This window comes from Kytococcus sp. HMSC28H12 (genome assembly GCF_001816045.1).
Classification (GTDB): Bacteria; Actinomycetota; Actinomycetes; order Actinomycetales; family Dermatophilaceae; genus Kytococcus; species Kytococcus schroeteri.
This window is the reverse complement of record NZ_KV824649.1, coordinates 1-537: the sequence shown is the minus strand read 5'-3', so window position 1 is coordinate 537 and position 537 is coordinate 1. Positions and strand designations below refer to the sequence as shown.

Sequence of the window (537 nt, the reverse complement as noted above, 5' to 3'; positions counted from 1 at the left end):
CTGCGGGGTCTGCGACCGGGAGCCGCCCTTGCCCGCGGCACGCGACCCGCTGCCCGACGCCGTCGCCCGGGAGCCCCCGCGCGATCCCGACCGGTTGGTCCCCTGACCGCCACGCGTTCCACTGCGGGCAGCACGGGACGTCCCGGCGGACCGAGCGGTGCCGGGACGGGAGGACGAGGAGCGACGGGTGCGGGAATCTGCCACCCGCCAAGAGTAGGTGCCGCCACCGACAGCCCGACGGGGCCCACGCCGCACCCCGGCCGCCGGCCCGATGAGGTGACCCACACCCGGGCCCCTCCCTGAAGCCACTAGGCTTCACCACCATGAGTGAAGGCCAGGAACTGGATCTCGGGCGCGAGGCCCTGCCGTGCTTCGTCGTGACGGCCGACCAGCGCGACTCCCGCCACCAGCCCGACGCCGTCCCCGCCCTCCTCGAGCAGCTCGCGGCCCGTCCCACCGCGCCGGACGCCCTGCCCTTCGAGCGCGCCGCGGGTGACGAGGTGCAGGGCGTGCTCACCTCCGGCACCGAGGTGGTGC

At 76.0% G+C, this 537-nt stretch carries 1 pseudogene; it reads left to right on the top strand.

From position 1 onward, the window contains the following. Positions 1–323 precede the first annotated feature (323 nt). A pseudogene (locus HMPREF3099_RS12530) lies at positions 324–537 on the top strand (hypothetical protein); the annotation flags it as partial.